The 26,085-nt window shown below is 58.9% G+C and carries 14 protein-coding genes; 10 read left to right on the forward strand and 4 right to left on the reverse strand.

The features are described 5' to 3' along the window. Positions 1-295: 295 nt before the first annotated feature. The gene (locus VV088_RS15980; protein ID WP_334601706.1) at positions 296-5,101 is read left to right on the forward strand and encodes an S-layer homology domain-containing protein; all 4,806 of its coding nucleotides are present in this window, start codon (positions 296-298) and stop codon (positions 5,099-5,101) included. A gap of 393 nt (positions 5,102-5,494) precedes the next feature. Here the strand turns inward: VV088_RS15980 and VV088_RS15985 are convergent, their stop codons facing one another. After that, positions 5,495-6,043: a hypothetical protein gene (locus tag VV088_RS15985; RefSeq protein WP_334601708.1), complete on the reverse strand. Its 549-nt coding sequence runs from the start codon at positions 6,041-6,043 to the stop codon at positions 5,495-5,497. Between the two features lie 202 nt (positions 6,044-6,245). Here VV088_RS15985 and VV088_RS15990 point away from each other — a divergent pair, with 202 nt between their 5' ends. The 5 genes from VV088_RS15990 to VV088_RS16010 all read left to right on the forward strand — a co-directional run bounded on the left by VV088_RS15990 (position 6,246) and on the right by VV088_RS16010 (position 16,204). Then, the gene (locus VV088_RS15990) at positions 6,246-6,911 is read left to right on the forward strand and encodes a response regulator transcription factor (protein WP_334601710.1); all 666 of its coding nucleotides are present in this window, start codon (positions 6,246-6,248) and stop codon (positions 6,909-6,911) included. Next, complete coding sequence (locus tag VV088_RS15995) at positions 6,908-7,936, forward strand: sensor histidine kinase (RefSeq protein WP_334601711.1); 1,029 nt, start codon at positions 6,908-6,910, stop codon at positions 7,934-7,936. Before VV088_RS15990 ends, VV088_RS15995 begins: the two co-directional genes overlap by 4 nt. A gap of 78 nt (positions 7,937-8,014) precedes the next feature. Further along, entirely contained in the window at positions 8,015-8,773 is a 759-nt protein-coding gene (locus tag VV088_RS16000) for an ABC transporter ATP-binding protein (RefSeq protein WP_334601712.1), read from the forward strand. Next, a complete protein-coding gene (locus VV088_RS16005) occupies positions 8,754-10,697 on the forward strand; it encodes an ABC transporter permease (RefSeq protein WP_334601713.1) in 1,944 nt (647 codons plus the stop codon). Before VV088_RS16000 ends, VV088_RS16005 begins: the two co-directional genes overlap by 20 nt. 455 nt (positions 10,698-11,152) lie before the next feature. After that, entirely contained in the window at positions 11,153-16,204 is a 5,052-nt protein-coding gene (locus VV088_RS16010; protein ID WP_334601715.1) for an S-layer homology domain-containing protein, read from the forward strand. 61 nt (positions 16,205-16,265) lie between these two features. Here VV088_RS16010 and VV088_RS16015 read toward each other — a convergent pair whose 3' ends face one another. After that, entirely contained in the window at positions 16,266-16,856 is a 591-nt protein-coding gene (locus VV088_RS16015) for a hypothetical protein (RefSeq protein WP_334601716.1), read from the reverse strand. Positions 16,857-17,096: 240 nt separating this feature from the next. On the opposite strand from VV088_RS16015, the gene VV088_RS16020 reads away from it, so the two are divergent. Both VV088_RS16020 and VV088_RS16025 read left to right on the forward strand, forming a co-directional pair. Further along, positions 17,097-18,746, forward strand: a complete 1,650-nt coding sequence (locus VV088_RS16020) for a Na/Pi cotransporter family protein (protein WP_334601717.1) — start codon at positions 17,097-17,099, stop codon at positions 18,744-18,746. Between the two features lie 435 nt (positions 18,747-19,181). Next, positions 19,182-24,308 (forward strand): S-layer homology domain-containing protein, encoded by a 5,127-nt coding sequence (locus VV088_RS16025; protein WP_334601718.1) that lies wholly within the window; start codon positions 19,182-19,184, stop codon positions 24,306-24,308. Positions 24,309-24,375: 67 nt separating this feature from the next. Here VV088_RS16025 and VV088_RS16030 read toward each other — a convergent pair whose 3' ends face one another. Both VV088_RS16030 and VV088_RS16035 read right to left on the reverse strand, forming a co-directional pair. After that, positions 24,376-24,939 carry a hypothetical protein gene (locus VV088_RS16030; protein WP_334601720.1) on the reverse strand — a complete coding sequence of 188 codons (564 nt, stop codon included), beginning with the start codon at positions 24,937-24,939 and terminating at the stop codon, positions 24,376-24,378. A 145-nt stretch (positions 24,940-25,084) separates the two neighbouring features. Next, complete coding sequence (locus tag VV088_RS16035; protein ID WP_334601721.1) at positions 25,085-25,471, reverse strand: metal-dependent transcriptional regulator; 387 nt, start codon at positions 25,469-25,471, stop codon at positions 25,085-25,087. Between the two features lie 149 nt (positions 25,472-25,620). Here VV088_RS16035 and VV088_RS16040 point away from each other — a divergent pair, with 149 nt between their 5' ends. Together VV088_RS16040 and VV088_RS16045 are read left to right on the forward strand one after the other, a co-directional pair. After that, the gene (locus tag VV088_RS16040; protein ID WP_334601722.1) at positions 25,621-25,833 is read left to right on the forward strand and encodes a FeoA family protein; all 213 of its coding nucleotides are present in this window, start codon (positions 25,621-25,623) and stop codon (positions 25,831-25,833) included. A gap of 13 nt (positions 25,834-25,846) precedes the next feature. Then, complete coding sequence (locus VV088_RS16045; protein ID WP_334601723.1) at positions 25,847-26,068, forward strand: FeoA family protein; 222 nt, start codon at positions 25,847-25,849, stop codon at positions 26,066-26,068. The last annotated feature ends 17 nt before the right edge of the window (positions 26,069-26,085 follow it).

Consider the following 26,085-nt stretch of genomic DNA (forward strand, 5'->3'; position numbering starts at 1 on the left):
GGCTTTCTATATTTCCGCTTATCTACCAGATCTCTACCGTCCAAACTTTTTTACATCGAAACCGCTTGTTTCTTTGAATTGCCTCCTGTTTTCACAACAAAAAATCGTCTGTAAGTGGCGTGACACGGCGGTGGCCGGAGGGAAACGTCGAAAAACCTCGAAAATTTTGGGCAAAACGCAGAATATTCGGAACCTTTGCTCAGACTTACGGGGTCTACCAAGTATCCGAAGCAGGACGCGTCCAGCCCAAAACCGGCCCCTCTCAGGCCGAACAAAATTAAAGGAGGAAATCCGAATGAGAAACCTGAAGCGGGCCCTCAGCCTGACTCTGGCTTCCGTCATGCTCCTGGGCATGATGGTCGTCGGCAGCAGTGCGGCTGTGGGCTACCCCGATGTTGCCGAGGATGACAACGTCGAGGCCATTGAGGTTGTGCAGTCGGTCGGCGTAATGGTCGGCGACGAAAACGGCAACTTCCGTCCCGGCGACTCCGTGAGCCGCGCCGAGATGGCCGTTGTCATGGGCAAGCTGCTCAACCTGGACTACAACTACTATTCCGCCACCTGTCCCTTTACCGACGTAAGCGGCGTCTATGACTGGGCCCGGGGCTGGGTCGGGGCTGCTGCCGCCAACGGCATCGTATCCGGCCGCGGCGACGGCATCTACGATCCCGGCGCCACGGTCACCGCTGTGGAAGCCGCATCCATGATGATGCGCGCTCTGGGCTACTTCAAGTACTCTAACGACTACGCTGAGGGCTTTGCGGTCGCCACCGTGAAGCAGGGCACCACCATCGGCATCTTCAAAGGCGTTGGTTCCAGCTCCACTGCTCCCATGACCCGTAATCAGGTGGCGCAGATGGTGCTGAACGCTCTGAAGAGCGGCATGGTCCAGCCCGACGGCAACACCATCAACCTGACCACTCCCGACGGCTCCGTGCTGACCGGCAAGGTGAACTACGTCTATGTCACCAGCAATCAGTCCTATGCCCGGGCGATCAGCGAGGTCCGCGCCACCTCCATGGGCTCCACCAACGACAGCCCCATCGTGGAGCTGGGCGAGCAGCTGTATGACGGCAAGCTGACCCTGAACGACACCGCTTTGGATGTGTTCCAGCGCCCCTCCCGCCACTGGGAGTACAATGGCAAGGACATCGGCACCTATGTGAAGAAGGAGCTGCTGCGCCAGGAGTACACCACCAGCGTCTCCGGCAAGGACCTGTATGAGCTGCTGAGCAAGGCCACCATCGACAAGTATGACTTCGTCATCGCCATCGACGGTGAGACCGAGAAGGACGTTCTGGACAAGTACGGCTACTTCACCAAGAACAACCTGATCCGCAGCAACACCGAGTCCGTCGGCAAGACCGGCAAGGGCGTGCTGACTCAGGTCTATGTGGACACCGAGAACGAGGTGGTCTACATCTCCGTGATCAACACCTACCTGGCCAAGGCCGCCGCTGACTACAGCGAGAAGAAGGACGAGGCCACCTTCACCGTGTGGAAGCTCCACAACCTGGGCACCACCTCCTCCAAGACCCTGGTGAAGGCGGACAACACCACCAATCTGACCGTCTCCGGCGAGAACTTCAACGTCAAGGACGTGAAGGACGGCGACATCTTCCTGGTCTATGTGGCCGATGGAGAGGTCCAGGAGATGTTCGACCCCGAGATCGTGGACGAGGTCACCCTCAACTCCTTCAAGAAGGACAGCTGGGTGAAGGCTGACGGCACCCAGTACGACTACGCCAGCTCCATCCGCTATGACACCGACGTGCTGGATGAGTACGACGACGTCAACATGAAGGACACCCAGTACCGGATCTATCTGGACAAGTACGGCTATGCCATCGGCATCGAGATCATCGAGGAGCCCGACCAGTACGTGTTCCTGACCGGTATCGACCTGGGCACCAGCAACCTGAACAACAAGACCGCCGAGGGCAACGTCATCCATCTGGACGGCACGATGGATACCGTCAAGATCAACATGGAGAAGAGCCTGAACGCCAAGGGCAACAAGTTCCGTGATGGCAACGACGGTCTGGAGAACAAGCTGGACAAGGACGGCAACTTTGTGCCCGCCGCCGTGGACAAGGGCACCGGCATCAGCGCCCTGATGAACACCTGGTGCCGCTACGCTGTGGACAAGAACGGCACCTACACCCTGACCGAGGTGGCCAACAGCGACAGCACCTGGACTGCCAAGAGCAAGGCCGGCCAGGGCACCGACCTGGACTACCTCAGCACCACCCCCAACGCTGAGTTTGTCAAGCTGGACAAGTCTCACATCTACCTGAACGGCATTAAGGACAGCGGCATCAAGCGTGTGTACACCAACGACAACACCGTCTTCCTGACCGTTGACACCGATGAGATCGTTTACAAGAACCTGCCCGGCGGGATTGTGGACGACACGACCGCTGTCATCATCAGCGATGTGGAGTCTGTGGGCACCGGCCACCAGAACGTCAACCTGGACGCCTGGAACGCCGCTCAGGTCCAGACTGACGGCAAGTACACCACCGCCCTGAAGTGGACCTCCAACGGCGTGTACAACCTGTTTGACGACGACGGCTTCGTGATCGCCGCTGTGGTCGTGGGCGAGGACGCCGGCACCTCCACCACCTACGCCTACATCCTCAACGACGACCTGATCCAGGAGGACTACGACAGCACGAACGACGAGTGGACCTGGTACCGTGAGGCCGTGGTCAACGGCGAGGTCGTGATGCTCACCGAGAAGGGCGAGACCAATCCTCAGCTGGGCGACCTGGGCAACGGCAAGGGCGGCCAGGTGCGCCGCGGCGAGTGGCACGAGGTCAAGTATAAGGCCGACGGCACCGTGCGCAGCGTGACCAACCTGAGCAAGAGCATCAAGAACACCCTGCCCGGCAATATCCCCGCCTATGACTTCGACGGCTACACCTACAACTACAGCACCGACCCCTGGGACAGCCAGAACGGCAAGCTGATCAACGACGTGAAGTACGTTGAGGCCGCCACCGATCAGTTCAACACCATCCTGCTGTGGGACGACCTGACCGACGCGACCCGCACCATCTCTGCCGAGGGCCACTCCCTGTGGGTGAAGACCAGCGCCGTCACCAAGGACGGCTTCTCCATCAATCCCTCCGCCAAGACCGTTCTGATCCAGGACGTGTTCCGCAGCAAGGACGGCCTGAAGATCATGGGCGATATCAACGAGTACACCGGCGGTATCGCTGGCGTGAAGCAGGCCCTGAAGGTCCTCAACGAGGACAACGACGCCGATTACTATGAGGATGAGGTGGGCAGCTTCCGCGGCTTCGTGGGCGCCGTGTTCGAGAACGGTATGGCGACCAGCATCATCATCTACGACAAGACCGCCAGCTTCCTGAATCAGGGCAGCGATCCCAGCGTTCAGGGCACCTATACCCTGACCCTGAAGGGCAACCTGATCGACAAGATCAATCCCACCTCCGTGGAGTACATCCTGGACGGCAAGCGCGTTGAGGCCGTTGGCCTGCCCTACGGCACCGGCGACGCCGCCCGCGTGGTGTACGAGATTCCCGCCATCGCCACCGGCGTGGTCGTCTATGACGCTGACATCGTGGAGGCCTTCGACGGCTGGCTGAACTACGACAACCATGCTGTTGGAACCAAGGACATCCGCGTCATCGCCACTCCCAAGACCACTGTGGGCGGCAGCGCGACCCTGAACTTCGACCTGAAGGGCAACCTGACCCTGAACAATGTGCCCACCGCAATCACCAACACTGGCGATACCTACACCTTGACCCTGACTGGCACCAACCTGTCTGACAAGACCAAGTCCTCTGTCTGGTCTGCGGATGGCAAGACCCAGTACACGGCTAAGGAGAGCGGAACCATTGATGGCACCAGTCTGATCTACGAGGTCAACGAAGGCGATACCGTCCTGGTCAAGAACGCTGCTGTGTTCACCACTGGCGGAACCTTCACTGTCACCGGCGGCAAGGCCGTTGTGGACAGCACCAAGAACCGCGCTTCTGTGAAGATGGACGGCAATGTGGTGATGGACGACAGCATGTTCACCGCCGCAGGCCGTAGCTGGACTGTTGTATTCGAAGAGGGCGTGACCCCTGTTAAGTGGCTCAACAATACCACAGATAAGAGCGACAAGGTGGTTAAAGTGAGCGAGAACACCTATCAGGTTCCTGAGTCTGCCAGCATTGATAACATCCAGGTCAAGAGCAGCAAGACCAGTGGTGCGCTTGTTACCAACGACAACACCTGTATGATGGCCTCTGATGCGGCCACTTGGACTGTTGCCAAGGGTGCTGCCAACGAAGCCAGCATCAGCCTGAACACCATCGACAAGGGCCAGACCATCTATGTGTTTGCGGCCAGCAAGATCACTCTTGCAGACAGCCTGACCGGCGCTGAGTTCAGCCCCAACCTGGGTAGCGAAGCCACCGTTTGGGCCCGTCCCGGCGTGACCCTTACCATTTACGGTGATGGTACCAATGGAGATGGAATCATTGTCCAGTATGGTGACACCGTAAAGAAGGCTGGCTTCAACCCCGATAAGGGCGAGTTCCTTGTTGATAATCGCGACATCACTCTGCGTCAGGGCTGGAAGGTCACTCTGAACGGCGTGACCGCTATCGTTAAGTCCACTGGAGAGAAAGTCGAGAGCGGCATGCGCGTTGCTGCCGATGAGCGGATTACCATCGCAATTGCTGAGAAGGACGGCAAGGCTATTGCCACCACGATTCTCAGCGATATGAGCGGCAACTACAAGGTTGGCGGCACAACCGTGACTCCGGGCGATGTGACAGTCTCTGCTAGAGCTGCCTACACTGCTGTCACCAAGATTACTATTCCTAGCGGTAAGACAGACATTACCGTAACCGGTAAGGACTCTGCCACCGGTATGGATGCCACAATCGCTAAGGGCAAAGGTTCTGCCGATGTGGTGATTTACGTCATTCCCGGCGAAGAGATCGGTGTGGACGCTGGCACTAACACCATTGAGGTGAAGAAGGCTGATGGCACTACTGATCTGACTGAAGGTGTGATCAAGGGCACCAACACTGCAAAGATTACTGTTGGTGGAGAAGAGGTCAAGGTGACCTACTAATCCCCCCTTAATTCACGCAAAAGATCCAAAAGAATCCCGGGCCTTGTGGCCCGGGGTTCTTTTATCAAACAAAGCCGCCTTGACAAAACGTCAAGGCGATGATATAGTACAAATACGGAGACGCCATGGGCGTTCAGCCGGAACCGAAATCTCTAGAAAAGACTAGAAACCGTCGCCGGTCGGGGCGACGGTTTCACCTTTTGATCTTTATCGTTACGGTATAACCCAAAATATGTAACGTGATCGTAACCGGCATAACCTCACCCCCTTCCGGGTGGCGCAGCTAAACGCCTTTCCAACCTGGGCGGCGTCTCCGTGTGTTAAACTATATCATAGCGGTGGCAACCTGTCAACGAAAAACGTCCCCGGGCCGCAAGGCCCGGGGGCTTTTGATCATTTCCCGTCCTGAGAATAGAAGGCGACCACCCGGTAATCGCGTCCGGAGAGATTCGCCTGCAGTTCCGCGTCGCTGCTGGAGATGGCGCACTGGTTACCGGACCAGCTGACCTTCACCTGATGAATGCGTGTGGAGCCGTTCACGTTGCAGACCGCACAGCATTGGCTGCCCAAGCTGGTGCCGAGGAAGAAGTAACCAATTGTAAAAATCAGGAAGAAAACAGGGCGTGCGGAAAAGGTGATTTCGGTGGCGCCCTGATCGCCGGTGGTCCCGGCGCCGATGTACTCAAAGCTTTCGATCCTGCAGTTGCCCAGCCGCTTCAGGGCGGCGGCGTGGCTGGCGACGGTGGAGCTCAGGCCGTTCAGCGCGGACTGGCTGGCCTTGCCGTTCACCGCGGCTTGCAGGGATGTCAAAGCGGATGTGTCCGCCTTGCCCGCCAGAGCGGCGTCGATTTTGGCGTTGTCGGCGTTGAAATCCTCCATCAGGACCTTGTCCGACTTCTCCCACTGGTTCAGCTGGTAGTTGGATGTGTAATTGGCTGGCATAAAAACGTGCCCCTTTCAGTGAAGATAGCCTCCCTCTCTGAGGGAGCCCTCATAACTGCAAGAAAACCGCCCCAAAGTGGGACGTTTGCATACATTTAATGGAAATGAGGGGGATATTATATGGTGCGGCGGATGTCTGCGCGGTGGACATCCGCTCTCCGATGTGCTAAGATAGAGCAAACTGCGGGAGGGGGGCGGGATCATGTCCAAGATCATCATCGTGGAGGACGACCCCAGCGTTCGGGAGGAGTTGGCGCTCCTGCTGGAGAACGAGGGGTATCAGGTCACAGCCGTCACCGATTTTTCCGGCGTTCCCGACCAGATCCAGGCGGCGGCCCCCGACCTGATCCTGCTGGACCTGGGCCTTCCGGGCCGGGACGGCATGTCTGTGTGCGCCGGGGTCCGGAAACTCAGCCGAACGCCCGTCATTTTCGTCACCAGCCGGGACTCCGCCAGCGACGAGCTGCGGGCTCTGAGCCTGGGCGGGGACGATTACATCACCAAGCCCTATAACATCCCGGTGCTGCTGGCCCGGATCAAGGCGGTCCTGCGCCGGGCCGGCGGGCCTGCGGAGCCGGACACACTGACCGCCAAGGGCCTTACCCTTCACCTCGCCCGGGGGACGGCCTCGGCGGCGGGCGGAACGGCGGAGCTGACCCGGAACGAGCTGAAGATCCTGGCCTATCTCATGTCCTGCGCCGGGCAGATCGTCTCCCGTGCGGACCTGATCGACGCGCTGTGGGACAGCCAGATCTACATCGACGACAACACCCTCAGCGTGAACATGACTCGTCTCCGGGCCAAGCTGGAGGGGATCGGCCTGCCCGGCTTCATCAAGACCCGGCGGGGAATGGGGTATCAGTTATGACGTGGAAGGAATTTTTGTCCGACCGGCTGAACCGGCTGCTGATCCAGCTCATCTGCGCCGCGGGGGCGGCCTTTTTCCTCTGGACCACCGGCACCCAGTCCGGCGTGCTGGCGATCCTGCTGCTGGCTCTGCTGCTGGTCTTCTGCGCCGTGCAGCTGTCCGACTTTCTCCGCCAGCGGGCCCGCCTCCAGGAGCTGGAGGCCATTTTGAATGGCCTGGACCAGAAATACCTCTTTGCCGAGTGCGTCCCGCCCGCCGGGGCGCTGTATGAGCAGCGGCTCCTGGACCTGACCCGCCGGGCGGGGCGGGCCATGACCGGCGCGGTGTCCGACGCCCAGGCGTCTCAGCGGGATTACCGGGAGTATGTGGAGCGGTGGGTCCACGAAATCAAGACCCCCATCACCGCCGCCCGGCTCCTCTGCCGGGAGCTGGACGGGACTACCCGCCGGAAGCTCACCAGGGAGCTGTCCCGGATCGAGGAGCACGTGGAGCGGGCCCTGTTCTACGCCAGGGCGGAGAGCCTGGAGCGGGACTGTGTCATCCGCCAGACCGGTCTGGACCAGATTGCCGCCCAGGCGGTAGGGAACCACCGCTCCCTCCTGATCCAGAGCGGGGTCCGGGTGGAGACGGAGGGGCTGGAGCGCTCCGTCTATACCGACGAAAAATGGGCGGTCTTCATCCTGGGCCAGCTGCTTCAGAACGCCGCCCGTTACCGGGGAGAGGAACCGGTGATCACCATCTCCGCCTGCTCTCTGGGGAAGCAGGTCCGGCTCACCGTTGCGGACAACGGCATCGGCATCCCCGCCCATGAGCTGTCCAGAGTCTTCGACCGGGGCTTTACCGGCAGCAACGGCCGCAGCCGGAGCGGGCAGGGCCTGTCTGCCAGCTCCACCGGCATGGGGCTGTACCTGTGCAAAAAACTGGCCGCCTTTCTGGAGCTGGAGCTGACCATCGCCTCCCGGGAAGGGGAGGGGACTGCGGTGACCCTCACCTTCCCCACAAAAGAAAACCTTACAAAACTGTAAGGAAGTTCAATATCAAATCGCTACAACGGCCTTTGTTTCTGGTGTACCATGGAGCCACAAGCAAAGGAGGCAACCAATATGCTGCAAGTACAGAACATCGAAAAATATTACGGGCGCAAAAATAATGTCACCAAGGCCCTGGACCGGGTGAGCTTCGACGTGGAGACCGGGGAGTTCCTGGCCATCATGGGGGCCTCTGGCTCAGGCAAGACCACCCTGCTCAACTGCATCTCCACCATTGACACAATAAGCGCCGGCCGGATTTTGCTGGACGGGGTGAGTGTGGCCGACCTGTCGGAGGCGGAGCTGGCCAAATTCCGCCGGGAGCGGTTGGGGTTCGTGTTCCAGGACTTCAACCTGTTGGACACCCTCACCATTGAAGAGAACATCGGCCTGGCTCTCTCTCTGAACCATCAGGACCCGAAGGCGGTGCAGAACCTGGTCCGGGAGATGGCGGGAAAGCTGGGCATCTCCGACATCCTGGAAAAATTCCCCTACCAGGTGTCCGGCGGCCAGAAGCAGCGGGCCGCCTGCGCACGGGCCATGGTGGCGGGGCAGTCCCTGCTGCTGGCCGACGAGCCTACCGGGGCGCTGGATTCCAAGGCGTCCAAAAATCTGCTGGAGATCATGACCGCCATGAACCGGGAAATGGGAGCCACCATCCTGATGGTCACCCACGACGCCTACAGCGCCAGCTACGCCAAGCGAGTGCTCTTCCTGAAGGACGGCCGGGTGTTTAACGAGCTGCTCCGGGGGGACCGGGGCAGGCCGGTGTTCTACCACGAGATCCTGGATGTGCTGGCCGCGCTGGGGGGTGATGTCAGTGACGTTATCTAAGCTCTCCCTGCGCAACGCCAAGCGCCAGGCCCAGGACTATCTGGTCTACTTTGTCACGGTAGTCATGGCCGCCGCCCTGCTCTACTCCTTCAACGCCCTCACCTTCTCCCGAGAAATCAGCACCCTGGCTCAATCCATGGAGATGCTGCCGTTCATGATTGCCCTGGCCACAGTGGTGGTGGTGTGCGTCTTCGGCTGGCTGGTGGCCTACGCCACAAAGTTCATGCTCCTGCGCCGGGGCCGGGAACTGGGCACCTACCTGCTCATCGGCCTGGAGAACCGGCAGGTGGCCCGGCTGTTTTTTCTGGAAAACCTGGCCGTGGGGGGCTGCGCCCTGGCGCTGGGGACGGTCCTGGGCGGGCTACTCTACCAGGCCTTCCGGGCCCTGACCCTCGCCTTGTTCAAGCAGCCCTACCGCTTCTCCTTCGGCTTCTCTCTCCCCGCCCTGGGGCTGACGGTCGTTTGCTTTGGCCTGATCTACCTCTTTGCCCTGCGCCGGAGCCGCAGGTATATCCGCAAGGCTAACATTCACGACCTGATCTATTCCGACCGGCTCAACGAAGGCGTGGTCATCCAAGCGCGGAAAAAGCGCCGCTGGATGTTTGGGGCCTCCATCGCGCTGGGCGTTGCTGGGGTATTTTTGATTATGGTGCAGGACCTTGCCGTCGCCACCGCCGGGGCAGGGTGTCTGATTTTATTTTTGTTCGGCTTCTTCCTAAGCTTCGCCTCCGGGGTGCCCGCCTTCTTTGACAAACGGCCCGCCCGGAAGTATCGGGGCGTGACCCTGCTGGTCTTCCGCACGCTTACCGCCAAGCTGGCCACCATGGGAGTGCTCATGGCTACCATCGCCATGATCTTTACCGCCACCATCATCTCCGAGGGCAGCGGGCTGGTCTTCCGGGGACTGTTTGAGGGCCGGGCGGCGGAGAATGCCTGTTTTGACTTGTATCTCGGCGTGGGAGATGACCGGGACCCCTCCGTCTATCTGGATTACATCCACGAAAATATCCCGGTGGAGCAGTCCCTGGAGTATCAGGTCTACCTCTCCGGCAGCCACACGGTGCGAGACTATATTGAGACTCAGACCGTCTACTATTACTTCAACTTTGTACAGGAGCCTGTCCTGCGCTGGAGCGACTACGCCGCTCTGCGGGCCATTGCCGGCTATCGGACGGTGGAGCTGAAAGAAGGACAGTACCTGTTCCACTGCATGACCTATCTGGAGGACGCCTTGAAGTCCTATGACCGGCCCCTGACTTTCGGGGACATCACCCTCCAGCCCGGGGGCGTGTATACCGAGCACCTGTCCCAAAGCGGCGGTACTGTCAACGGACGGGGCTACATTCTGGTGGTCCCGGACGAAGCGGTGGAGGGGCTGGAGGTTCACCACTGGGCCTACGCCGCCAAGACAGCTCAGCCGGTGACAAGGGAGCAGTTTTATGACCTGTGGGACATCAACGAGCGCACCAGCTCCGGGATTGCCAGTAATGCCATCACCACCAGGGCCAACGAGGAGTCGGAGGTGGCCTCCCAGACCGCCCTGTGCGTCTTTCCCCTGTACTACCTGGCCCTGTCCCTCACCATGACCGCCGCCACCATCCTCACCATCCAGCAGCTCAGCGAGAGCGAGCGGTATAAGCGGCAGTTTTCCCTGCTGCAAAAGCTGGGCATGAACCGCCGGGAGATGGCAAAGGCTCTGCGCACCCAGTTCACGATCTACTACGCCCTGCCTGCCGTGCCGCCGGTGCTCATCGGAGCGCCCTTTATCCTCCACATGGCCAGCCTTCCGGAGCCGGGGGTAATGGTGGGAGTCTCCAGCCCGGCGGTCATCGTCACCACCGCCCTCGCCGTCTATTTTCTGATTTACGCCGTCTATATCCTGATGGCCTACACCAGCCTGAAACGGAACGTGCTGCCCTCCTGACTCGGACCGCGGGATGTCTGCTCATGCAAGCTGGTCACCATGTATTACCAGGCTGTGAAGAGCCTCTGTTCAAAAGGAGCCAGTGTTTCCGCAGCTGCATGCATGTCTACCAAACGCCTACCAAAACTGCCCCCAATCTCCTGCGCCGCAGGAGGTTGGGGGCGGTCTGCATTTCCGGACGTCTACCAGATCTCTACCGTCCAAACTTTTTTACATTGAAACTGCTTGTTTCTTTGGATTGCCTCCTGTTTTTACAACGAAAAACCATCTGTAAGAGGCGTGACACGGCGGTGGCCGGAGGGAAACGTCGAAAAACCTCGAAAATTTTGGGCAAAACGCAGAATATTCGGAACCTTTGCTCAGACTTACGGGGTCTACCAAGTATCCGAAGCAGGACGCGTCCAGCCCAAAACCGGCCCCTCTCAGGCCGAACAAAATTAAAGGAGGAAATCCGAATGAGAAACCTGAAGCGGGCCCTCAGCCTGACTCTGGCTTCCGTCATGCTCCTGGGCATGATGGTCGTCGGCAGCAGTGCGGCTGTGGGCTACCCCGATGTTGCCGAGGATGACAACGTCGAGGCCATCGAGGTTGTGCAGTCGGTCGGCGTAATGGTCGGCGACGAGAACGGCAACTTCCGTCCCGGCGACTCCGTGAGCCGCGCCGAGATGGCCGTCGTTATGGGCAAGCTGCTCAACCTGGATTACAACTACTATTCCGCCACCTGTCCCTTTACCGACGTAAGCGGCGTGTATGACTGGGCCAGAGGCTGGGTCGGCGCTGCTGCCGCCAACGGCATCGTGTCCGGCCGCGGCGACGGCATCTACGATCCCGCCGCCACCGTCACCGCCGTGGAAGCCGCGTCCATGATGATGCGCGCTCTGGGCTACTTCAAGTACCAGAACGACTATGCCGACGGCTTTGAGGTCTCCACCGTCCGTCTGGGCACCACCATCGGCATCTTTGACGGCGTTGGTTCCAGCGCTACCGAGCCCATGACCCGTAATCAGGTGGCTCAGATGGTGCTGAACGCTCTGCAGTCCGCGGTTGTGGAGCCTGACGGCAACACCATCAACCTGACCACCCCCGACGGCGTTGTGTACACTGGCAAGGTCAACTACGTCAGCGTCACCAGCGCCAAGGCCTTCGCCCGCGCTATTGGCCGTGTGCAGGCCACTTCCGTTGGTTCTCAGAACGACGGCTACATCGTGGAGCTGGGCGAGCGGCTGTACGACGGCAAGCTGAAGCTCACCGACGACTATGATCCTTTTGGCCGTCCTGCCCGCAACTGGGAGTATGACGGCAAGAACGTCGGCATCTATGCCAAGAAGGAGCTCATGGTCTTCGATCATGTGGGCACCGTCACCGGTAAGGACCTGTATGACCTGCTGGGCGCCAAGACCATCGAGGATTACGCCCTGACCGTCAACCTGGACGGCGTGAAGGACCCCAAGATCGTCCGTGACGAGGTTGGCTATGACGGCGATACCACTAATATCCAGGATAAGCACAATGTGGACTATGTCTTTGCCAAGAACGACCTGAACCGGAACAATAAGGCCACCATCGGCGCTACCGGTACCGGCGTTCTGACCCAGGTGTTTGTGGACCATGAGGCCGATACCATTGATATCGCCATCATCAACACCTATCTGGCCCGGGCTGACAAGGACTATGACGCCAAGAAGGAAGAGCTGGCTGTCACCGCTTACTCCATCACCAAGCACACTGCCAGCGGCGAGTACGTCAAGGTGCCCAAGAACGGCAAGGAGACCGAGGCCTTCAAGCTGGCCGGCGAGGAGTTCTCCGCTGTGAAGGACGCTGCCAAGGACTCCGCCTTCCTGCTCACCGTGGCCGACGGCGAGGTCCAGAGCGTGGTTCCCGCCGAGGTCCTGTCCGGCGTGCAGATCAGCGCCTTCAAGAAGGGCGACAACGTTGTGGTGGACGGCACGACCTACAAGTTCGACACCACCACCGGCTTTGATCCCGAGGCTCTGAAGGCCTACACCGACCTGAAGGGCAACGCCATCATCAACCTGAAGGACCTGACCTACAACGTCTATCTGGACACTTACGGCAACCTGATCGGCGTTGAGGAGGTTGACGCGGTTAAGAACTACGTGTTCATCACCGCCATTGACCTGAACGACAGCAACCTGGTTAACGGCACTGCCGACGCCCGCGCCATCTTCCTGGACGGCACTGTGGACACCATCCGTGTCAACATGGGCAAGAGCGCCATTGAGCCCTACACCAACAGCACCCCCAACGGCGGCATCCATAATAACTCCATCCTGAATACTTGGTGTACCTTCACCAAGAACAACAGCGATGTGTACACCCTGACCCAGGTCCGTGACGTCAACGCCAAGGGCGACGCCCATGTTCCTGGCAATGACACCAACAAGACCGGCCTGGCTCAGTATCACGAGACGGTTGCCGCCGGCGAGATGACCATCGACAAGAAGCACATCACCCTGAAGGGCAAGACTGCCGGCACTGGCGACTTCGCCCGGGTGTATGGCGATGACAAGACCGTGTACCTGACCGCCGAGCTGGACGAGCTGATCAATGATGGCGGCACCTGGGGCGTCATCAGCGATGTGGACACCATCTCCACCGGCATTGAGGCCACCAACCTGGTCGTCTGGAACAACGCCGTAGCGATGGCCGAGGCGGACGACACCGACACCAAGTCTACCAAGCCCGGCGACAACGGCCGCGACTGGTCCAAGGGCGTTTACACCCTGTACAACGACGACGGCGTGATCATTGCCGCTGTTGTGGTTGGCGAGGACAACGGCGCCAGCAAGAACCTGGTCTATGTCCACACCAGCGACGTGGATTGGGAGGCTTATAACGGCAACAGCGCAAGCAGGGCTCGCGCTTCCAACGACGGCCTGTTCACCTGGACCCGCAAGGTCGTGTCCAACGGCGAGGAGGTCACCCTGACCGAGGTCTCCGACGGCGACAGCTACCTGGCCCGTATGGAGCAGTACAACTGGTATCAGATCAAGACCAACGGCGCTGGCGAGGTCATCGCGGCCTACAAGCTGCCCGGCGTGAATGACGGCAGCGACCTGAAGGACGCCAAGCTGACCCGCTATGAGGATCTGGCTCTGGATTACCACTACTACGACGAGAACAAGAACGGTAAGCAGGACTTCGACGCGAATGGCGAGCCCATTGAGATCGGCGAGATCGCTTACACGGTCCAGGAGGGCAAGGGCACCGTTCTGTATCACAACGAGAAGTTCATCAACTCCTACCTGCGGATGAGCAACCGCACCCTGTATGTTGCCACTGACGACCAGACTGGTTTCATCGTTAATGAGAACGTGAACTATGTCCTCCAGCAGTGGAACAGCAACAAGAAGGACACCTTTATCGAGACCGGCAGCGGCGCTAAAAACCTGGAGAGCGTGATCAAGGAGCTGAACGACCGCTACGGCGTGTTCGGCGCCGACGGTAAGTGGACCGGCAAGAACTACACCTACCAGATCAGCGCCATCCTGGAGAACGGCGTGGCCTCCTCCGTGGTCATCTACGACAACAACAACGACTACGTCCGGCCCGGCGACACCGGCTCCAACAGCATCGGCAACATCTCTGTGGCCTCCAACGAGACCAACAAGATTGACGGCCTGGGCAAGAACACCTCCATGGAGATTCTGGCCAGCGGCAGCAACACCCTGAAGGTGGAGATCATCGCCCCCGACTGGGCCAAGGACGCCAACAGCGCAGGTGATCTGACCGTCAACGCTACCCTGATGGTGGACGGCAGGGCTTATGAACGGATAGAAATCAAAGGCAGCGACTGGACCAAGTCCGGGGCTACCTTCTCCGCTAATGAGTCGTTCACCACGCTCGGGAGTGCTATTTGGAATCTGACCCTCGATCCCGACGAGCACACCTTCTCCGTGGTGCTGAGCGACATCACCTGGGCCAAGGCCGACGTGAAGTACGTCTACGCTGACGGCACCGCCGTGCCTGCCGCTGCTGTGACTGGCTCCAGTGGCGATATCGCCATCGGCAGCGCCGCTGATCTCACGATCAAGTACGACGTGAACGACGACGCCAACTATGAGGCCGACGGCCAGCTGACCTACAAGGTCACGGGCGCTGCGAAGGGCAACGACGCTGCCGAGCTGGACGGCGAACTGACCAACGACACTGCCAAGGCCGTGAACGTCAAGGCTGGCAACGGCTGGGTCACCGTCACCATCGGCGGCGTGAAGAAGGCTGCTGTCGTTACCCCCGACACCTACACCGTGAAGGCCAACACCGCCACCTCCGGCAAGGTTCTCTTCGCCGTGGTGGACGCTGACAAGGTGCCCGCCGACCAGGCTGGTGTCGACAAGATTGCCGCCTCTGAGTGGAAGACCAGCGTGTCCGCCGCCACTGGCAAGGTCGTCCTGATCAAGTCCGCCAGCAGCTTCAAGCTCACTTCCGTGACCGCTATGGAGACTGAGACCGGCACTGCTATTGCCGGCGGCAGAATCACCGAGATCCCCACCAGCACCGGCGTGTTTAAGTACACCGTGGCTAACAAGGATGTGACCATCAAGGCCATTGACACCAATGAGGTCACCGTCGAGAAGTTCTATGTCAAGGGCGATGGCAGCGAGCTGAACATCCTGACCGACAAGGACCCCAGCCCTGCCTTTACTCCCGAGGAGACAGTCGCTTTCGTGGTTGACTACTTCAAGGGCGTGAATGGCTACACTGTGGTTGAGGATCGCGACGCCAACAACGAGCTCAGCGGCGTGAAGGTCAACGGTGTTGCTGTTGCCCTGAACAAGATCAAGATCGCTGACGACCTGATTTGGGCCGTTGTGGACGGCAAGACTGTGGTTTCTAATGCGAACAATGCCAAGCTTAGCTACTTTGTTGGCGCGGATAACACCCCCACGGCTGTTACCGTTACCGCTGACGGCGCTACGTATACGAGCTATGCGAAGTATGCTAATGTGAGCGCTGTTTCTGTCACTGGTGGCAGCATAATCAAGACTGTCAGCGATGGGGCCCTGGTCACCGGCGAGACCCAATATGATATCGACGATATCACAATCACCGACAACAAAGCTACTTTGACCCCTGACGTTGATGTAGCCGACCTGACTGGTGCTTTGGATAAGGTTGGCGGTGGTCGTGGTGCTTTGTTCCCCAACTCTGGGGCGCACTGGGACCGTTTCCCGAACAACAAGTTCACCTTGCTGACCATTGAACTGCCTCAGTCCAATGACAAGTACACTCAGGTCCAGATTATCGATGATGCCCAACACCTTTACGATCAGTCCAGCATCGTCCAGGAGGGCGGTCGCTGGGTGAAGACCGATAGCCATGCTGTTAAGTACAGCGGCGACACAAGAGGTCTGGTTATTCCGGTTATGGATGACGGCAAGGATATTATCATTAAAGTGTGGGCCAGTGACAGTGATAGAATTGATGTGACCACTGATCCTGCATACACCCTGATCATTAAGACCAGCGGCTTTAACTTTGGATAAGGCGATTGGTCTGTAGTACCTTGAGAAAACTCCGCCCCGGCGCAAGCCGGGGCGGGGTTCCTTATTTCACACCCCAAAGCACCGCCTTATCTCCAGGGGTGAAGCTCCCGCCGGCACAGCTGACGCCGAGGTAGGAGCATTGGCTCAGCGGGTACTCGCCTCCGCCGCCAGAGAAGAAGGATTCCCGCTGCTTTTCGTTAAATTGGTTGTATATCCCCGCTCCAAACGACAACACGATCGGGGCGTGCCCGCCATTGTAGAGCACCGGAATCAGCATGGACATATGAGATATGTGGTTGACGCGGAGCAGGGAAGCGTTGGTACCGGTACTGATCGAGGACACTCCATTGGCGTAAACATAACCGTTCACCTCCATGCCGCTGCCCATGGAGACGGAGAACCCTTTGGCCTCCGCCGAGTCCACCCGCAGGATCAGCATCAAATACCGGCTCCAATCCACCTGGGAGATGTCCAGCTTCAGGTAGGAGTTCCCGTTCTCCGGCTCCACACCGCTGGCGATCAGCTCCGCCGAGGGGTGATTGAAAAAGGCGGCGTCAATTTTGGCGTTGTCGGCGTTGAAGTCGTCCATCAGCACCTTGTCGGAGCGCTCCCACTGGGAGAGGCTGTAATGTTTGGTGAAATTACTTGGCATGCTTCATGCCTCCTTTCACCCATGGCGGGGAAGGGAGAAAAGTGGGACGTTTGCATACATTTAATGGAAATGAGGGCGCAGTGCGCCCTTTTTTCTGCCGGTCCGAGCGATCTGCCCGGAAAATTTTGTAAGGAACATCAATTGACGGCGCACTGCCATACCAGTATAATGAAAATGGAATAATTTCGGGATATATGTCATGAATGGTAGAAATGCGGCCTGCCGCAGAAGGGATTACATATGAATATATTGGAGTTTTTCGGCCTGTTCGGCGGCTTGGCGCTGTTCCTCCACGGGATGCAGATGATGAGCTCCGGCCTGGAGGCCGTAGCCGGCAACCGGATGAAGTCCATCCTGGAGCGGCTCACTGCCAACCGGTTTATGGGGATCCTGCTGGGCGCGCTCATCACCACCGCAGTCCAGTCCTCCTCCGCCACTACCGTCATGGTGGTGGGCTTTGTCAACGCCGGTATCATGAACCTGAATCAGGCCGTCTGGCTCATCATGGGCGCCAACGTGGGCAAGACCACCACCGGCCTGCTGATCGCCCTGGACGTAGGTGCGCTGGCCCCCATTGTGGCGTTCGCGGGCGTGTTCATGATGGTCTTTTTGAAGCGGCCTAACCTTCAGCACGTCGGCCAGCTTCTGGCCGGTCTGGGCATCCTGTTCATTGGCATGGACATGATGAGCGCCGCCATGGAGCCCCTGCGGGAGGTCCCCGCCTTTGTCCACATGATGGCCACCCTGTCCAATCCCATTCTGGGCATCGCCTTCGGCGCTGTTTTCACCGCGCTCATCCAGTCCTCCGCGGCCTCGGTAGGCATCCTGCAGACCCTGGCCGACGCCGGGATCGTGGAATTTTCAGGGGCCGTTTACGTCCTGTTCGGCCAGAACATCGGCACCTGTATTACTGCTGTCATGGCCTCCTTCGGCGCCAGCCGGGACGCCAAGCGGGCCACCTGCGTCCATCTGCTCTTCAACGTGATCGGCACCATCATCTTCACCGTGCTGGTCATAGTCTTCCCTCTGACCGAACTGATCGAGTCCCTGGTCCCCGGCGCGATGGCTCAGATCGCGGTGATGCATGTTGTCTTCAACCTGGCCACCACTATCCTGCTGATTCCCTTCGGTGATTCACTGGCCAGGCTCGCCACCCGCATCCTGCCCAACACCACCGAGGACAAGCGGGAGGGCGACGCCGGCATGCGTCTGGCGTACCTGACCCCTGTCAACGCCGGCGGAAAGGACGGCGGCCTGGGCGTGTCCGCCATCGTGGTGGACCAGCTGCGCAATGAGCTGCACCGCATGCTGGAGATGGCCCGGCAAAATGTGGACACCAGCTTTAAAGCGGTGCTGTACAAGGACGTCAAGCCGTTGGAGCGGGTGGAGCAGCGGGAGCAGTACATTGATTTTCTCAACAAGGAGATCTCCCGTTATATCTCCCACCTCATCGCCATCGAGACCAACGAGCGGGGCTCCAAGGTGGTCAGCTGTCTCTTCGCCATCTCGGGCAACATCGAACGGATCGGCGATCATGCAGACAATCTGGCCGGTTACACCAAAATGCTGGTGAGTCAGGACATCGCCTTCTCCAAATCGGCCCTGGAAGAGGTGCGGCAGATGCGGGACCTCTCCCTGCGGGCGGTATCCGCTCTGTTTTCCGCCGAGGCTGGCCAGCAGGAGTGGCTGACTCAGGTGGCCCAGGTGGAGCAGAAGATCGACGATATGACCGCCAGCTTCCGCCGGGACCAGCTGGTCCGGATGCGGGACGGCACCTGCTCCGACGAGGCGTGTATCCTCTACTCCGAGCTGCTCACCGACTTCGAACGGATTGGCGACCACGTCCTCAATATCGCTCAGGAGCTGTCAAAAGCGCAAACCACCCTGTAATAGAGAAAGCCTCCGCTCTCTGTCTCGCGGCAGAAGCGGAGGCTTTGTTGTACTTTGCCCAAAATACTCTGGGTCCTGGCCGCATCTACCAAACGCCTACCAAAACCGCCCCCAATCTCCTGCGCCGCAGGAGGTTGGGGGCGGTCTGCGTTTCCGGACGTCTACCAGATATCTACCGTCCAAACTTTTTTACATCGAAACCGCTTGTTTCTTTGGATTGCCTCCTGTTTTTACAACGAAAAATCGCCTGTAAGTGGCGTGACACGGCGGTGGCCGGAGGGAAACGTCGAAAAACCTCGAAAATTTTGGGCAAAACGCAGAATATTCGGAATCTTTGCTCAGACTTACGGGGTCTACCAAGTATCCGAAGCAGGACGCGTCCAGCCCAAGATCCGGCCCCTCTCAGGCCGAACAAAATTAAAGGAGGAAATCCGAATGAGAAACCTGAAGCGGGCCCTCAGCCTGACTCTGGCCTCTGTCATGCTCCTGGGCATGATGGTGGTTGGTTCCAGCGCTGCGGGCTACCCCGATGTTGCCGAAGACGACAACGTCGAGGCCATTGAGGTTGTGCAGTCGGTCGGCGTAATGGTCGGCGACGAGAACGGCAACTTCCGTCCCGGCGACTCCGTAAGCCGCGCCGAGATGGCTGTCGTTATGGGCAAGCTGCTCAACCTGGACTACAACTACTATGAAGCGGTCTGCCCCTTCACCGACGTCGCCGGCGTCTATGACTGGGCCCGGGGCTGGGTCGGGGCTGCTGCCGCCAACGGCATCGTGTCCGGCCGCGGCGACGGCATCTACGATCCCGCCGCCACCGTCACTGCTGTTGAGGCTGCATCCATGATGATGCGCGCTCTGGGTTACTTCAAGTACCAGAACGACTACGCCGACGGCTTTGAAGTCTCCACCGTCCGTCTGGGCACCACCATCGGCATCTTTGACGGCGTCGGTTCCAGCGCCACCGAGCCCATGACCCGTAATCAGGTGGCTCAGATGGTGCTGAACGCTCTGCAGTCCGCGGTTGTGGAGCCTGACGGCAACACCATCAACCTGACCACCCCCGACGGCACTGTGTACACTGGCAAGGTCAACTACGTCAGCGTTACCAGCGCCAAGTCCTTCGCCACCGCCATCAGCCGCACTCAGGCCACCTCCGTTGGCTCTCAGAACGACGGCTGGATCGTGGAGCTGGGCGAGCGGCTGTACGACGGCAAGCTGAAGCTGGACGACAGCGCGCTGGATCCCTTTGGCCGTCCTTCCCGCAAGTGGGAGTATGACGGCAAGGCCATCGGCACCTACGCCAAGAAGGAACTCATGGTCTTCGACAACGTGGGCAAAGTGGTCGGCACCGACCTGTACAACCTGCTGGGCGCCACCACCCTGAAGGACTATGACCTGCGGGTGGCCGTGGACGGCATCGCCGACCTCGGCGTGTACAACAAGATTGCCAACTCTGTGCGCGACAACTCCAACACCGGTGTTGTGTTCAACAAGACCGACCTGAACCGCAACAACAAGGCCAAGATCGGCGCCACCGGCACCGGCGTTCTGACTCAGGTGTTTGTGGACCACGAGACCGACGACATCTATGTCGCCATCATCAACACCTACCTGGCCATCGCCGACAAGGGCTATGACGAGAAGAAGGAAGAGGCCTCCATCGAGGTCTTCGACATCGACAAGGACCTGTCTGCCGACGAGTACGCCAAGACCGCTCAGCGTCCCGATGCGGAGCAGTCTGAGAAGTTCAAGCTGGGCAACGAGGACTTCGACCTGGTGAAGGACATCGCTAAGGACGACGCCTATCTGGTCACCGTGGCCGAGGGCGAGATCCAGACCATCGTGCCCGCCGAGGTCCTGTCCGAGGTCGGCATCACCTCCTTCAAGCGGAACGACTTTGTGGTGTCCGGCGGGTCCACCTATAACTACACCACCACCGCTGGCTATAACTATAAGGACCTGGAGATCTACACCAGCGAGAACGGCTCCACCGAGAACCTGAAGGACCGTACCTACAACATCTATCTGGATGCTTACGGCAACCTGATCGGCCTGAAGGAAGTGGAGGCCACCAAGAACTACGTGTTCGTCTCCAGCATCGACCGCAACGGCAGCTACATTGCCAACAGGACCGCCAATGCCAATGTCGTCTTCCTGGATGGCACCTCTGACGTCATCAGCATTGACATGATCAAGAGCGAGTGGCGGAACAACCGCGCCAACGGCAGCAGCCTGACCAGCGCCTTTGTCAACGGCGACAACGACGACGGCGGTTCCTCTCTGCTGAACACCTGGTGTACCTACACCAAGAACGGCGACGTGTACACCGTGCGCGAGGTCTATAACGTGATCGACGCCACCACTACCGACAAGACCCGCGGCGGCCTGCCTGTGAGCAACGGCGACGCTGTTGCGGCCCGCGCCCCCGAAGGAACTACCAATGGTACCACCCTGGCTCAGTTCCACGATGTGGAGCGCACCAGCGAGATCACCCTGAAGAATGGCCTGCGCCTGAACGGCGGCTTTACCACCGGCAACGCCTACAGCAACATTTATGGCGATTCTGACTCCGTCTACCTGACCGCTGAGCTGGGCACCGTGCGCGCCACCGACGGCAACGTCTACGGCATCATCAAGGGCGCTGACACCGTCTACACCGGCATCGACGGCACCAGCATCTCCATCTGGAGCAAGCTGGCCGCTCAGAAGGAGGCCAACAAGGAGAAGAACAGCGCCAAGCTCGATCTGGACGTTGTGAATGCCAACGGCAACACCACCACTTACGGCGGCGACAACGCCTTCGGCGTGTACACCCTGTTCAACGATGAGGGCATCATCATCGCCTCCATGATCGTGGGCGAGGGCTCCTCCTCCAAGGATCTGGTCTACGTCACCTCCGGTGACGCCAAGCTGGAGACCTACAACGGCGACAGCGACGGTCTGTGGACCTGGGAGCGCGAGGTCGTCCGCAACGGCGAGAAGGTTACCCTCACTGAGGTTGGCGACAACGTGGACGCCCTGAGCAAGGACAACATGAAGAACCACCACTGGTATGAGGTGAAGACCGACGGCAAGGGCAACGTCACCAAGGCCGAGCCCGCTTATGCCGCTCTGGATACCTGGACCGGCAATCCCAACAACAGCCGCAGCGTGTTCGTTGGCGATTACAAGAACATCAACAACGCCATTGAGAACGAGGCCACCGACACTGTGCTGTTCCATCAGGACAACGGCAGCAGCGAAGAGGTCAACCGTGACGGTTACACTTACACGCACGCCGGCTTTAACGCTACTCAGGACCTGGCGATCCAGGGCAAGAACCTTCTGGCCGTGACCAACACCCAGGGTTCCGGCATCTACTTCCGCAATGACGTGCATGTCGTGCTGGAGTACTGGAACCGCAATGTTGACGGCATCGACGTGATGGTCGGCGACGGCGTGGACGACCTGAAGGATATGGTCGACTTCGTCAACGAGAACAACGACGCCGCTATCGCGCGGCAGGGCGGCCGTCTCACCAACGAGACCTACTACGTCAGCGCCCTGATCGAGGATGGCGCCGCGACCACCATCGTCATCTACGACCGCTTCAACAACTACAACCGGCCCGGCACTGGCGAGCAGACCAAGGGCAACGTCACCGCTGCCAAGGACCTGCCCATCCTGCCCAACGACGGTACCTACGGCGATATGAGCGTCAGCCGTCTGGGTAAGGTTGACCTGACTGTGACCTTCAAGGCTCCCGATTGGGCTGCTGTGAACACTGCTGATGCCGATGTGACCAGCTTCAATGTCGTCATCAGCGACGACCAGGGTACGGTTATGGCCCTGACCAAGGGCGACTTCACCTACAAGGCCGGTAGCAGCTTCACTTATACTGGCAACAACGGCCGTAACTCCTCGCTCGAGAAGCTGGAGACCGCCATTGCCGACGGTAAGATCGACGGCAGCAAGCTCAAGGCTGAGATCACTAGCATCACCTGGAAGTATGCTGGCGTGAAGTATGTCCTGACTGGCGGCGTTGCACTCACTACTGACAACGGTCTGACTGCTGGTTACACCAACAAGCTGCAGATTGGCAACGGCAGCCCTGCGGCCCTCGGGTTCACCTACACCCTGCCCAGCGGCAGTGTTGCTGCTGAGGCTGGCATTAAGTACGAGGTCAGCAATGCCAGAACTAGCGCTTCTGCAGACGCCCCGAAGGGCAACATCACCAGCGGCAGTGCTGTCAGCGTTGCTAGCGCTTACGCCGACAACAACGGTTGGGTGACTGTCACTATCAGCGGCGTTGAGAAGGATACCACCGTTGTGCCTCCCACTACGAAATACACTGTTGAGTCCAAGGCTGCTGACGCTATCGAGTTCGCTATGGTGGACGCCAAGCCCGCCGCAGCCGCCAACCTCCCCGCTGACGGTGACTGGAAGACCAAGCTGCCTGAAGCTGAGGCTGGTAAGATCATCCTGGTCCGCTCCGCCACTGGAGACGCTCTGGCTAGTACCAACGGCCTCCAGGCTTCCAATGTCTATGACATGGATAAGTTCCCGCAGGTTGCCGCTGGTGTGACTGTCGCGAACGACATTAGCGGAGCTTCTGAAGTGTACTGCTTCACTATGCCCGCCTGCAATGTTGGTATCAAGGCTGTCAAGACTACCAAGATTGTGGTTGAGCACGGTTATGTTGCCAAGGACGGTTCCGTGGTGAACCTCCAGACCGCTGAGGCCCCCACCGCCCTCGACACCAACGCCAAGAAGGTGAAGTTTGCGGCTGACTGGATCAACGCCAATGTGTCTGGTATGACTGCGAGACCTGATACCAATTTCGCCGGAAATGATATCCTGGTTCTGACTAAGGGCGGCAAGGATGTGGAAGTTGCCGCTGGTGCTGTAACTGTCAACAACAACCTGTTCTGGGTCACCGTTGACGATGATGACTATGTCGCCGCTGACGCCGCTACAGTCGGGATGGACGATGTTCTGGGTAAGCTTAAGACCAGCGATGAAGTGACCGCCCTTGGTTCCTATTACACCAAGGTCACCGCAGCTGCAGACAGCAGCGTGACCGCTGTGGCGGCAAATGACGCCAGCGACCTGACCAAGGGTGACGTGATCGACACCAATAATGGCGAGGGTTACATCAAGCTGACGAGTGCCGCCGGCAAGGTAACCGTCACGGTAGATGTCGCTGGTATTGATAGTGCCTTGACAGGAACCCCGACAGGTGAGCTGAAGGCGGTCACGAGTGCGAGTGGCTTTGTGGTCGGAACCGACACGAGTGCTGAGACCTATGTAAAGCCCGGCGCAGACCTGACTGCCACGATCAAGAACAGCAAGGACGAAAAGGTTGCGGCCGGTAAGGATGTACAGGCTAAGATTGCATTGACCACGTCTGCTGACGCGACTGTTGGCGGGGCGTATCAAGCGGCTACGACCATCTTGACTGATGAGGCCGACTTTAATCAGACCCCTGGCATCGACCTGACCTTTACCCTGACACCCACAAAGGCCGATATGAGTGCAATCAATGTCATTTTGACTGGCATTGCTACTCCGGTCACCCCCTAAGAGAAGAATTTTTTCCTGGTGAGATTGCCAGAAGGGACCCCGGGCGTTTGCCCGGGGTCTTCTATGTTTACTTCACCCCCCAAAGCACCGCCCTGTCACCGGGGATAAACCCCTTTTGATTACGCGAGACTCGGATTTGTTTGCATTGATTGAAACGATATGATCCGGCCCCGCCGGTAAAATGAGAGAGGACGTCTAGATTGTTCTGCCCAAAGGTGATAGAAAGCCCTGATTCTCTGTGGCTGCCGTCATAGAAGACGGGAATAAGGACGCTCATGTAGGCTGCGTCTCCAACATCAACAAGCGAATGATTGTAGTAGACATTTTGAGATAGTGAATGCATGTACGCACATCGTTCGCTGCTGCCCATGGAAACGCGAAAGCCGTTGTATTCTCCGGTGTCCGCAATCAGTGCCAATGCCATATACCGGCTCCAGTCCACCTGGGAGATGTCCAGTTCCAGCTGCGTGGTTTCCTCCTCCACCGTCACGGAGCAGATCAGCTCCGCCGAGGGGTGGAAGGCCAGGGCGGCATCAATTTTGGCGTTATCGGCGTTGAAGTCGTCCATCAGGACCTTGTCGGAGCGTTCCCACTGGTTCAGGCGGTAGTTGGATGTGTAGTTGGTTGGCATGTTTTGACCTCCTAGAATGTAATGAAGCCCCTGAAGCGTTGCGAGGGGAGGCTTTCAGGGCTCTATAAAACAAGGAAAAACGCCCCAAAGTGGGACGTTTACATACATTTAATGGAAAAAAGGGCGCAGTGCGCCCTTTTTTATGTTACAATTTTGAAAGGTCCATCCCAAACTTGGCGGCATGCTCCTTGATACGGGCATAGGTCTCCTCGCTCAGGTCGTGCTCCATCTTGCAGGCGTCGGCGGCGGCTGTCTCCTCGCTGACGCCCAACAGAATCAGGAACTGCGTCAGCAGCTTGTGCCGGCCGTAGATGCGCTGAGCGATCTCCTCCCCCGGCGGGAGCAGAGTGATATAGCCGTCCGCGTCCATCTCGATGTAGCCGTTCTCCCGAAACCGCTTCATGGCCACGCTGACACTGGGCTTGGTCAGCTCCAGCTGGTGGACCACGTCGATGGAGCGCACCATGCCCTGGCGCTCCCGCAGGATCAGGATGGCCTCCAGATAGTCCTCGGCGGATTCGTAAATATTCATCAGGACCCACCTCCTTTGTTTTTTCAGGTTATCACAAACAGACAAAAAAATCAAGATGATGGAAAAGGGACTTGACAGACGAGGTTAGCTATAGTAAACTATGGATCGAAGAGGGGTTAGCAGCTGCTAACCCGCAAAGGAGGTACCCTATGATGCCGCTGACAATGGCAAAGGCAGGGGAAACTGTCACCATCCGCAGGATCACTGGCAAGGACGAGGTGCGCCAGCACTTGGCCGAGCTTGGCTTTGTGGTCGACAGCGATGTAACGGTGGTCAACCAGATCGCGGGCAATCTGATCGTCCAGGTCAAGGACAGCCGGGTGGCGCTGAATCAGGGGATGGCCAACCGTATCATGGTGTAAAGGAGAGGAACGTATGAAAACGCTGAAAGACGTCAAGGTAGGCGAGACCGCCACGGTGGTCAAGCTCCACGGCGAGGGTCCGGTGAAGCGCCGCATCATGGACATGGGCATCACCAAGGGCGTGGAGATTTTTGTCCGCAAGGTGGCCCCTCTGGGCGACCCGATGGAGCTCAACGTCCGGGGCTATGAGCTGTCCGTTCGCAAGGGGGACGCCGAGATGATCGAGGTCAACTGACCTGGCTATGTTATGGC

It is taken from the genome of Lawsonibacter sp. JLR.KK007 (assembly GCF_036941135.1).
Lineage (GTDB): Bacteria > Bacillota > Clostridia > Oscillospirales > Oscillospiraceae > Lawsonibacter.

What these genes read in the sequence shown, in the direction of transcription:
- VV088_RS16000 (WP_334601712.1), top strand. Translation starts at nt 8,015, where the DNA reads ATGCTGCAAGTACAGAACATCGAAAAATATTACGGGCGCAAAAATAAT.
- VV088_RS16010 (WP_334601715.1), top strand. Translation starts at nt 11,153, where the DNA reads ATGAGAAACCTGAAGCGGGCCCTCAGCCTGACTCTGGCTTCCGTCATG.
- VV088_RS16030 (WP_334601720.1), bottom strand. Translation starts at nt 24,939, where the DNA reads ATGCCAACCAACTACACATCCAACTACCGCCTGAACCAGTGGGAACGC.
- VV088_RS15995 (WP_334601711.1), top strand. Translation starts at nt 6,908, where the DNA reads ATGACGTGGAAGGAATTTTTGTCCGACCGGCTGAACCGGCTGCTGATC.
- VV088_RS16020 (WP_334601717.1), top strand. Translation starts at nt 17,097, where the DNA reads ATGAATATATTGGAGTTTTTCGGCCTGTTCGGCGGCTTGGCGCTGTTC.
- VV088_RS16045 (WP_334601723.1), top strand. Translation starts at nt 25,847, where the DNA reads ATGAAAACGCTGAAAGACGTCAAGGTAGGCGAGACCGCCACGGTGGTC.
- VV088_RS16035 (WP_334601721.1), bottom strand. Translation starts at nt 25,471, where the DNA reads ATGAATATTTACGAATCCGCCGAGGACTATCTGGAGGCCATCCTGATC.
- VV088_RS15980 (WP_334601706.1), top strand. Translation starts at nt 296, where the DNA reads ATGAGAAACCTGAAGCGGGCCCTCAGCCTGACTCTGGCTTCCGTCATG.
- VV088_RS16005 (WP_334601713.1), top strand. Translation starts at nt 8,754, where the DNA reads ATGTCAGTGACGTTATCTAAGCTCTCCCTGCGCAACGCCAAGCGCCAG.
- VV088_RS15990 (WP_334601710.1), top strand. Translation starts at nt 6,246, where the DNA reads ATGTCCAAGATCATCATCGTGGAGGACGACCCCAGCGTTCGGGAGGAG.
- VV088_RS16015 (WP_334601716.1), bottom strand. Translation starts at nt 16,856, where the DNA reads ATGCCAAGTAATTTCACCAAACATTACAGCCTCTCCCAGTGGGAGCGC.
- VV088_RS16025 (WP_334601718.1), top strand. Translation starts at nt 19,182, where the DNA reads ATGAGAAACCTGAAGCGGGCCCTCAGCCTGACTCTGGCCTCTGTCATG.
- VV088_RS15985 (WP_334601708.1), bottom strand. Translation starts at nt 6,043, where the DNA reads ATGCCAGCCAATTACACATCCAACTACCAGCTGAACCAGTGGGAGAAG.
- VV088_RS16040 (WP_334601722.1), top strand. Translation starts at nt 25,621, where the DNA reads ATGATGCCGCTGACAATGGCAAAGGCAGGGGAAACTGTCACCATCCGC.